Source organism: Moorena sp. SIO4A5 (genome assembly GCF_010672005.1).
Lineage (GTDB): Bacteria > Cyanobacteriota > Cyanobacteriia > Cyanobacteriales > Coleofasciculaceae > Moorena.
The window spans coordinates 1-9,599 of sequence record NZ_JAAHHZ010000195.1 but is presented as its reverse complement, the minus strand read 5'-3'; the positions used below and the strand labels follow the sequence as shown (position 1 = coordinate 9,599).

The window sequence follows — 9,599 nt, the reverse complement described above, 5'->3', positions numbered from 1 at the left end:
AGTTCTCAGCTTCATCATTCACAAGCCCAATGACGGTGTTAGCCGCAGCCGTTACTACTAAAGGCTAAGGCATTGATGCTTGCCTGAAATATTATTATTAGCCCCCCGAGCTTGATCGGGGGGCTGTCATAATAAGAATGGCAATTAACAATTAAGAATTGGCGATTTTTCTGGCGCTTACCCTGATTATCGATCTGGCATAGAACCTCTCATCACACCTCCAGGAAGAGAAATTATTGGCACTTGACCGGTAGGAACACTCTCAGGAGTAACTCCAGCAGAAGTAACGCTAGAGGAATCATCAGGATTGATGACAATACCAAGCATCCGGAATACTGTTTGGTTTTCGTCTGGTGATTCTGAAATTGCTCTGACAAAGTTGTTTCTGACATCCAAGGATTGGTTAGCAGTAAATTCTGTAGTTCCAACGTTGAAAGTAAACACAGAATCGGGCAACCCACCAATATGAGCCCCACCCATGGACGACGAAACGACAGGGTCCATAACATTAAAAGTAAAGTTTCCTAGAGCATCAAGCTGACCCGGAAAACTGATCATCATAGGTGCACGACCAGCAGAGACAAAACCTGGTGAAGAGCCCAGAATAGTTACACCACCAGCAGAGGTATTAACATTAAGAATGGCATCAGCATTGATACCTGGTCTTAAGGCAGTGCCAATTTGGGTATCTGTGCTTCCTCGATCAAGCAGAGGGTCACTGACTCCATTGAGAGCATTTTGTAAGAAAGCTTTGATTTTTCGGATATCCCGACGACAGTCTATGTCTATTATTCCTTCTGGTGGTTGTGATTGTTCTGTTTCAGAAGGGTTGGTTGAGTCAGCTTGAGCAACTCTATTGTTGGTACAAGTTCGGTTATTGCTGTGTACCTCGTCTGCTTTGACAATATTGCCCAAAGTACTATTGAAACCGTAAAAGCATATTCCGACTAAAAAAGCTTGTCGAATAAATTGCCAAGAATATTTGTGCAGTTTTAACATAAGCTATCCTGTTTTAGAAACGAAAAGTGGCACGGAGTACACCAATATAAATATCGTTGTTTTCTTCTATATGTCCAGGATCAGTAACCATAAAAAATCCTGGAGTAATATAGATATTGTTGCTAAATTTGTGGCGATAGAAAATTTCATAGTGAATTGAAGTGGCGTTATCTTCTCCTAAAAGTAAACCATTGCCGTTCTCTAATTTTAGAGGTTGACCAATGATTAAGCCTAGTAAACTTCCTTCTTGACCAAAAGGATCTGAAAAGGCTAAGGACAGCAAGTAAGTGCTGGCATTAGCAAAATCATCTGATGCCAAAGCATTAGTGAAGGTATATCCTCCCCAACCCGCAAAGGTAAGGTTATCAGTAAAACGCCACTGTAAACTACCGCCCACAGCATGGGTCTGAGTTTCTTGAAGCAGTAGACTAGAAGTATCAGCGTTAAAGCTACCTGCGAAAGTATTTAACTGACCATCATTGGCGTAGGCATTAATATAGTGTAGTCCAGCCGCTATGTTATTGCCTGGGGTAAACAATAATTGCACTCCTAAAGCACTATGATCTGGACTAATAAAACCCTCACTAGGGCTACTGCTATTCCGGGCTCCGTAAGCAACTTGTAAACGGAGTGGATCTGCTACAAACCAGTCTAAACCAACCCCCGCATCGAGAGCGCCAATTTTGAAAAGTGGACTGGCTTCGCCGAAACGAGAGATAGAACCTATACCCACATCCAAGAAGGGACTGTTAGCAGTAAGGACACTACCTAAACTAAAACCGACTGGTTTTATAGTAAAGACAACTCGGTCACTAATGGCAAAGCGGTATTCTAAGCTATCTAAAACCACATCATTATCGAGATCGTCTTGGTAAGACAGTAAGGCGGCAAAAGTATTGAGTACATTGGGGTTGGCAAAACCACCATCATCGAAATTACCGGAAGCTAAAACAATACGCAGACGATCTCTGCCTGTGAATGAAGCAACAGTTCCAATGCGGGCAAGATAATTAAGAACAGTGTTAGCATCTCCTGTGCCTGGTGGATTGCCTCCTTCAGCAGCAGCTAGGCCAAAAATAACTTCTCCTCCAAATTTGACAGTGGTGGAAAACTGATGCTCCTCTAGGAAAGCAACTCGACTGTCTAGGTTATCTACCCGTGTTTTTAGTTGGGCTAATTCTGGGTCAAATTGATTAGCTAATTGTTGTAATGTGGCTAAATCTTCTTCAGAAATACGATTAGCACTTTCAACCGCAACCAGTCTCTCAATCTGTTCCATACAGGCGTTCAAACCTGCGGCAAATTCATAGCGAGTTAAGGCTCGGTTGCCTTGAAAAGTCCTATCTTGGTATCCGGCAATACAACCATAGCGTTCTATTAAATTTCGTAGTGCTTCAAATGCCCAGTCCCCCGGTTGCACATCTTGGAGTTGGACAATATTGGTTACCTGAGTCATGGCTGTGCCATCAATTTCAGGTGATGGTTCCAGGGATGTTGATTGTTCTGGTAGTTCTGGAACTGTTGATGTGGCTTCGCTGAGTTGATCAACCCTGGGACTGACTGGGTTGGTTGTTGTTGTTGTATTAACACTCTCGATCTTGTCTAATAAGACTATACCCAGTTCTGCATCAAAATCCTTAAGCAGTCGTTCTAGTCTGGCTCGGTGATGTTGAATAACTGCGTCTTCTGATACGGCGCTATAAGTTTGGGCGATATGCTGTTGACAAGCACTTAAGATAGCAGCAAATTCAGAACGGGTTAAGGCTTCATTGTTTACAAAGGCGCTCTTGTCCGTGGTACAGCCAGAAAATTCAACTAGTTCTCTCAAGGCTTCGTAAGACCAGCTTCCAGGTTGTAAATTGTCGGTTAGTGCCCAGGTTTTGGGGGCAGTTAATAGCAATCCGGTTACTCCTGATAGGAAAAGGAGTAAGAGTTTTTGAGTTTTCATGGTCACTCCTGCACACTGAAAAAAGGTAAAATATCGGTTGATTCCAAACTTTATCTTTCTGTCTCCATAAATGATGGTGTTTTATTTTCAATTTCAGGACATAAGAATAAAATCTCATCAATATTCTCAATAACACCATCATTTTCTTTCCCCTCATCAATCAACTCCTGACTAGGTGGGTCAAAGTTTAAGTCTGATAGGCTGATAAGTGAATTGCCTTGACCAATGATATCAAGAAAGTGCTTAATTCTGATTCCTTGGCCCCCATCTTTTGGATTCTTTGTAATTCCTGCCGCATGAATACCTACTAAATAACCTTGCTCATTAAGTACAAGTCCACCGCTCATACCTTGGACTGTTGGATTTGTATAAGCAAAATCGTAGCCTCCATTTGGTTTAGGATCATACAACGACTTTACAGTACCAGAAGTAGATTTTATTATAATATCACCACTATCACGATTTTCTTGAAATTTAGGAATTGGAAAGCCAAAGACAAAAACTTTATCATCTTGTTGAATACTGTCTAAATTATCTATTGAGATGGTAAAGTAATTTCGCTTACTTGTAAACTTAATTATTGCTAAGTCAAAACCATCTATATAATCAGATTTTTCATAGTCATATTTTCCAAAGTATTTAAAATTTTGATCACATTTGGCTTGAGAGCCATTATAAGGTTTTTCAGGAATTATGTGAATCCCTTCTTGTTCTTTTCTTTTTATTTTTTTTGAGTCTCTAGCTATTAAGTGGTCACCACATTTTGGCTCTAGTACGTGAACATTAGTTAAAGCGTAATAAACATTATCTTGTTTGGCGATAATAACGCCTGAACCTATTCTGTCTTCTAGATATTTTTTGGTTGCTAAGTCTTTTAAAGAATCTTCCTTAGTCCGACCTAATACTGGAGCATGAAAAACCACCGTCATTTTTGCTATTGCTTCAATTTCATTTTGACTCAGTACTTTAGTTTGAGTCTGTGATAAACCTTTAAAATTAGGTATTAGTATTAAAAATAAAGCTGTAAAAAATCCTAGTAATATGAGCAAAAGTCTATAGAATTTCTTCATGGTTGTCCTCACACATTTATTGGTCTAAAACCTAGAAAGTAAATCTAAGTTAATCATCAGCTTCGACTGTTACTGTTGGTAAGTTGATTCCTTGTATACAGCGTTTTTCATAACTATGAGGTACACAAGATTTTTTACCTGTTACCTCTTCCCTGTTCCGAAGTCCCTAAAACCTAGGAGTTTGTACCTAACCCAATTGAAAACTGCTGTAAAAGAGTCGATAGTTGGGATAGAGCTTGGTTGAACTGATTGAGTTTTTATATCTGTAAGACTTCCAGATATTTTAGTTCCTTCTTGAAAAAGACTAATGGGAATTGCCCAACTCAAAGCATTCATTTTATGAAACAGTTCAGGAGAAGGATATGTGCCATCAGTCAAAGCAAATATCTCTATTCCTTGAATCGGATATTTTCCTCGACCATTCAGACCAATAACTTGACCTTTAGAGTCTAAAACAGGGCCGCCACTCATTCCTACTTCGACCTCATTAGTGTAACCCATTTTATAACCTTCAGGTAAAGATGGTTCTGACATTAACATTTCCAGTGTTCCTGTTGTTATATGAAATGCTTTTAAACCCCAATCAAAAGTTTCTATAGAGCCTTTTGAGTTGTAGATATAGTTAGGAAATCCTACGGCATAAACCTGTTCCCCAATCGTGATTTCAGAATTCCTTAAAACAGCAACCTCGTAGTCGATATCACTGATAAATTCTACTAAAGCTAGATCAATGCCCTTAAAATTAGAAAGAGTCTTCCGACGTGCTGGATGACTCTGACCATCTCCTGTTAAAATTGTATATTGTTGATCAGAACTGCCATCAGCTACATGAGCATTAGTTAAGACAGTATAAGTTTGTCCTTGACGCTTTATAATAATTCCAGAACCTGCTCCAAGCTTGGTGAAAATACGAACAGTTATTTGAAGAGCATTTTTTTGTATGGATTCGTCAATTGTTGAATCATAAATAGCCAATTTATCGGTAGGATTTTTAACCTCAGAAGTAACTTCTATTAATGAAGTGGAGTTAACATTGTCTAATTCTGCTAATTGACTTTCAATTGTTGCTCCTAACTTTAAATAAATAGGAGCATATCGCAAGGGAACATCTACTGATAACAAATCATCAGGAATATCAAATAGCTGTCTCAGAACTATCTTTGGATCTTGAGCAGATGGAATAACAAACAATAAATTACTACCGTCGCCTTTGCAAGTGTATTTAAAATCGTAAACCCAACAAATAACTTCTTTACCGTTGATAAAGTCAGTCGTCAGTAACAAGTCTGACATTTTCTTTCCATGATTAGCTACGATCAGGTTTAATCGTTTAGTAACTTCTTGGCACTGTTGTTGACTAGAAAAAGAGTCAGCAAAGACGCTAAAGTTCCAATGAATTAGATTATTAGTTTGTTTACCACTTGGGCTAACAGCAATAGTGGCATAACCTTTGTCTGAATTAATACACTCAAAATTGATTATGCTAGATACAGATTGCTTAGTTGAAGTCATCAAACTGGCTAGGGTAAGACTGGTAACTAGCAGTTTAAGACTGGTAACTAGCAGTTGAGTAAAAGACATAAGCATGAAAACTGGAATATTAGCAGAGATTGAACCAAACTCAACCGAAAGAGTGACTTTAGTTTAGTTCAACCCCTAGTCAAGACTTTTCCTATCTGAAATTTTTGTAGCCTTTCTACTTCCAAATATCATTACTAGGATTAGTAGTAGAAGAGAACATTCTTTCTATCGCCACTCCAAGATTTAGAACTTTTTGCCCATTACTTTGGCGAAGCGGTGGTAGAGTCACGTCGGCAACATTCTGAAGACGATTATAGAGAACCTCAAGAGCTTTTCCTGCCTCGTTCAATTTTTCTGTTACCGAACGGTCTTCTCTTGAATTGTTAGGTAAAATAGTAACCAGGATGTCATCACCTTGACAGTCCCATTGAGGATTTTGAGTAACGCAAATTATAGGAAGATTATTATGCACACCAGGTTTTAGCATTATTTTCCTCATTTCATAGTTAAATTGAACATAGGCATCATCAAGCCTATGAGAAACTACTGCACAACGTTCTTTAGGTTGCCAGTCTGGCGCTATATCTATTTGCCAAGTAATCAGTGGTGGTGTTTTTTCTCCAGTTCCAACAGCAACAGCAATTGTTTCATACAGACCCGTATTTGAGTTGTACTCACATACAAATCTTGCTGTTCGAGTCTTAGCTAATACAGAAGTACCTGTTAGAGAAATAAAGCTAGAAAAGGCAAAACTAGCAAGCAAATATTTAGCAAAAAATTTTAGTTTCATGGTAAATTACTGATTCAAATAAAAAACACAAAACTTTTATTTGAAAGGATCAACAGGATTAGGAGACTGGATAGGACTGGTATTTAAAGTTAGAGACTCTTCTACAAAGTCTCCTAATCTAAATACATATGGATCACCAGGATTCTGAGGAATTGGAATTGGCAAAATATCTTGATATTCTTCCCCAAAAGTTAACAGTAGATTGCTGCCATCACTCATACAGCGCTGTTTCTCACTATTCACAACACAGAGGACATCCAAGCCATTACGACGACCATTAGTAAGATATAATTTTATTAATTGGTAGCCATTTTGAGCATAAAAGTTGTTGAGCCTATTGGTAACATGAAAACAGCGTTGCTCTGGTGTCCATGAATTCTGATAAAATCTGTAATCTCGCCAAACAAAAATAGGGGCTGTTTTTTGTCCACTAGCGATAGAAATAGCAATGGCTTCATAACTGTTATCGTTTTTGTTATAGTTACAGGCAAACCTTACAGTTGGAGGATTTACACTGACAACTTCGCCCTCAGAGGATGGAGAATTCGGTAAAATAACTCTACCCTTGCTATCCGTTAGCTTGAGAACAACTCGATAGTTTCCTTGGCTGTTATCAACTGAAGACACAAAGATTCTCCAAGTTCCTGTTTCAGCCGTATTATCATCCTTAAATTTTTCTCGCTTTCCTACTCCCTCCTGATCAATCGATTTCAGCAACCTGCCATTGGGATCAACTACATATAACTTCAAATTAACCCCAGAATCCGCAACAGGAATTGTCTCTAATTCGATGTCGTAGCCTGAGATTGTTTTGAAATGATACTCATTACAGATTTTTTCTTGAGTCAAGTGACAAGTGGGCGTGTCAGTGAAGCTAATTCTTCCCCAAACAGGTTCAGTAGATTGCAACTCCTGAATTGCCCAAACCGTCTTCCCAAAGCCCAAAAGAGAAATTCCGGTAATGGCAGCAGTAGTAATCCTATGGAACAAGTTGCTCTTCATGAGCAGATATCCGAAAATTTGACAAGGGTTTAACCTAAAGCTTTCGTCAACCTTCGGGAGTAATAATATAGTTAGATTGGAATCAGCGGCAACTAAAGTTTACAATTCTTTACTTTTTAGAGGCTCACTTACTTTTAAATTAAAGAGTTAGTAAGGTTGTTTTAGGGGATATAGAGGCAACCTGGGAGCAGATCAGCTTTGTGGGCTGGGTTTTTGGAACGTAGGTGTGAAGCCAAGCGATCGCGACCTAAGGAGCGTCAGCCTTCTCGAAGAGTAACCCAGCACCTGGATCAATGTTGGGTTTTAGGTTTCGTAGCGCTTATGGCCAAGCAAGCTACAGCCAAACTTACCTGAATAGGTATATCCAAAACTGACATACTTCCGGAAATCTCGGCTCATAGCCTCTAAATCAATACACCAAGACTTACACAGTACAGGGTAGATTTGATGTTAGGAACAACGATAGGCGGACGCTATCACATTATCGACAAACTTGGCGAAGGTACATACGGTCAGACATGGTTAGCAAAAGATCGACATTTACTGGACTCTCCCTACTGTGTAGTTAAACAATTGAAGCCCGAGACTACCGACGCCTCTGAGTGGGAGATAGCCAAACGATTATTTGAAGAAGAAGCAAAAACTTTGCAAGAATTAGCCAAAAATGACCTAATTCCGCAAATAATGGCTTATTTAGAAGAAAACGATCAGCGCTACTTAGTTCAGGAATATATTCAAGGGCATGATCTAAGTAAAGAACTGAATTTAGGGGAAAAGTGGCAGGAAAAACGAGTTATAGAGCTTTTACAACAAATTTTACAGGCATTAGAAGTTATTCAACAGCATAACCTTATCCACCGCGACATTAAACCGTCTAACTTAATGAGACGTGAGCAAGATAAGAAAGTGGTTCTGATTGACTTTGGAGCCGTAAAAAAGTGGCAACCTGATAACCAGCGTAGAGCAGGGACTGTTAGGATTGGCACACCAGACTATATGGCTCCTGAACAAGATCAGGGTCATCCTAACCTCAGTAGTGATCTATACGCAGTGGGAATGATTGGAATCGAAGCACTTACAGGAGAACTGCCCAACCCCCTACAATCGGATGAAAATGGCAAAATAATCTGGCATAATAACCAAGTCAAGGTCAGTAATGAACTAGCAGCAGTTTTAGATAAAATGGTACGCTACAACTCTGATGAGCGTTACTCCTGTGCAACTCAGGCACTAGAAGCACTTAAGGAGGTTACAGAGAAACTACAACCAACCATAACACTTAAGCCTCTTCAACCAAATCCAAAAGCTCCCGCATCTCCACACTTTAATTTTGGGGCGATGCTTTTAGCTTGCTGGTTTTCTTTTATCCTTGCTTTGGGTTTTTTCTTTTTAGTTTTCAAGCCAACAGGAGAAGGTAAACAAAAAAAAGATCAAAGTCCTGAAAAGCCACAAGAACCAATTGTTCCCAATACAACACAACCTCCTGTCCCTCGGTCATGCGATCCCTGGTGTTGAAACTCAGAATATAGAAAACCTATACTTTCTTTATTCTTTCAAGGCTCAAAAAAAATTAGAATAATTTTAAACTTTAATAAGGCTGTCTCATCCCTTCCTAGTTAACATCCCTCATCAGCATCAACTCTCCCCAGATCAGGAGCAAATCTTCTTGCTACGTTTCGCGAGTGAGATGGAATATCAGGAAATTGCAAGTCAACTGAAGACCTCTAGAGGGTTGTGGCGCAAACCCATGAGTCAAATCTACATGATTTTAATAATTTTGTGGAATGGGCATCTTGATGGAATGGGCATCTGGCTGTGGAACGGGCATCTTGGTGGAATGGGCATCTGGCTGTGGAACGGGCATCTTGCCCGTTACAATTCCCAGGCGGGCAGGATGCCCACCCCACTGATATTCATCCCGCCCCTCAGCAATGCCAGAAATTTGACATCACAAGGGTTAATCGCTAATTTTCACCAATGATGTCTAATCACTAATGTAAGTATTCAGCTATCAGCTATCAGCTATCAGTTGATGCACTACGCGCACGGTACTTGAGGTGCTATCAGGGGCTTTAACTCGACGAGGTCGGATCAGTAAGACTAGCAGAGATTTTCAAGCAGCCGTACCAGCCCGTAAGCTTGCAGGACTTACGCAACTGGCACAACTAATGGTGGGGCTAGAGCACGGCGAGAGTGTAATAACTAAACTATAGACATAGTAATGTCGGGACGTTTTAGTTGGTTAATTAAGTAATTCGAAAAGAGTCCA

Annotated in this window: 8 protein-coding genes; 2 read left to right on the top strand and 6 right to left on the bottom strand. The window is 39.7% G+C overall.

Features of this window, described 5'->3' with window-relative positions; all coding sequences use genetic code 11:
• Positions 1-186: 186 nt before the first annotated feature.
• From F6K57_RS31740 to F6K57_RS31715, 6 genes are all read right to left on the bottom strand, one after another.
• A complete protein-coding gene (locus F6K57_RS31740) occupies positions 187-999 on the bottom strand; it encodes a hypothetical protein (protein WP_293019101.1) in 813 nt (270 codons plus the stop codon).
• Between the two features lie 13 nt (positions 1,000-1,012).
• Positions 1,013-2,947 (bottom strand): iron uptake porin, encoded by a 1,935-nt coding sequence (locus F6K57_RS31735; RefSeq protein ID WP_293019103.1) that lies wholly within the window; start codon positions 2,945-2,947, stop codon positions 1,013-1,015.
• Between the two features lie 50 nt (positions 2,948-2,997).
• Positions 2,998-4,017, bottom strand: a complete 1,020-nt coding sequence (locus tag F6K57_RS31730; protein WP_293019105.1) for a serine protease — start codon at positions 4,015-4,017, stop codon at positions 2,998-3,000.
• Positions 4,018-4,158: 141 nt separating this feature from the next.
• Positions 4,159-5,529 carry a trypsin-like peptidase domain-containing protein gene (locus F6K57_RS31725; protein ID WP_293019106.1) on the bottom strand — a complete coding sequence of 457 codons (1,371 nt, stop codon included), beginning with the start codon at positions 5,527-5,529 and terminating at the stop codon, positions 4,159-4,161.
• A gap of 184 nt (positions 5,530-5,713) precedes the next feature.
• A complete protein-coding gene (locus F6K57_RS31720) occupies positions 5,714-6,328 on the bottom strand; it encodes a COP23 domain-containing protein (protein WP_293072064.1) in 615 nt (204 codons plus the stop codon).
• Positions 6,329-6,364: 36 nt separating this feature from the next.
• On the bottom strand, positions 6,365-7,330 hold the full coding sequence (locus tag F6K57_RS31715) for a COP23 domain-containing protein (protein ID WP_293072063.1): 966 nt from the start codon (positions 7,328-7,330) through the stop codon (positions 6,365-6,367).
• A 447-nt stretch (positions 7,331-7,777) separates the two neighbouring features.
• Here F6K57_RS31715 and F6K57_RS31710 point away from each other — a divergent pair, with 447 nt between their 5' ends.
• Both F6K57_RS31710 and F6K57_RS31705 read left to right on the top strand, forming a co-directional pair.
• Positions 7,778-8,845 carry a serine/threonine-protein kinase gene (locus F6K57_RS31710; RefSeq protein WP_293028730.1) on the top strand — a complete coding sequence of 356 codons (1,068 nt, stop codon included), beginning with the start codon at positions 7,778-7,780 and terminating at the stop codon, positions 8,843-8,845.
• Between the two features lie 76 nt (positions 8,846-8,921).
• Positions 8,922-9,311, top strand: coding sequence for a sigma-70 region 4 domain-containing protein (locus F6K57_RS31705; protein WP_364304891.1), 390 nt, complete (start codon positions 8,922-8,924; stop codon positions 9,309-9,311).
• The last annotated feature ends 288 nt before the right edge of the window (positions 9,312-9,599 follow it).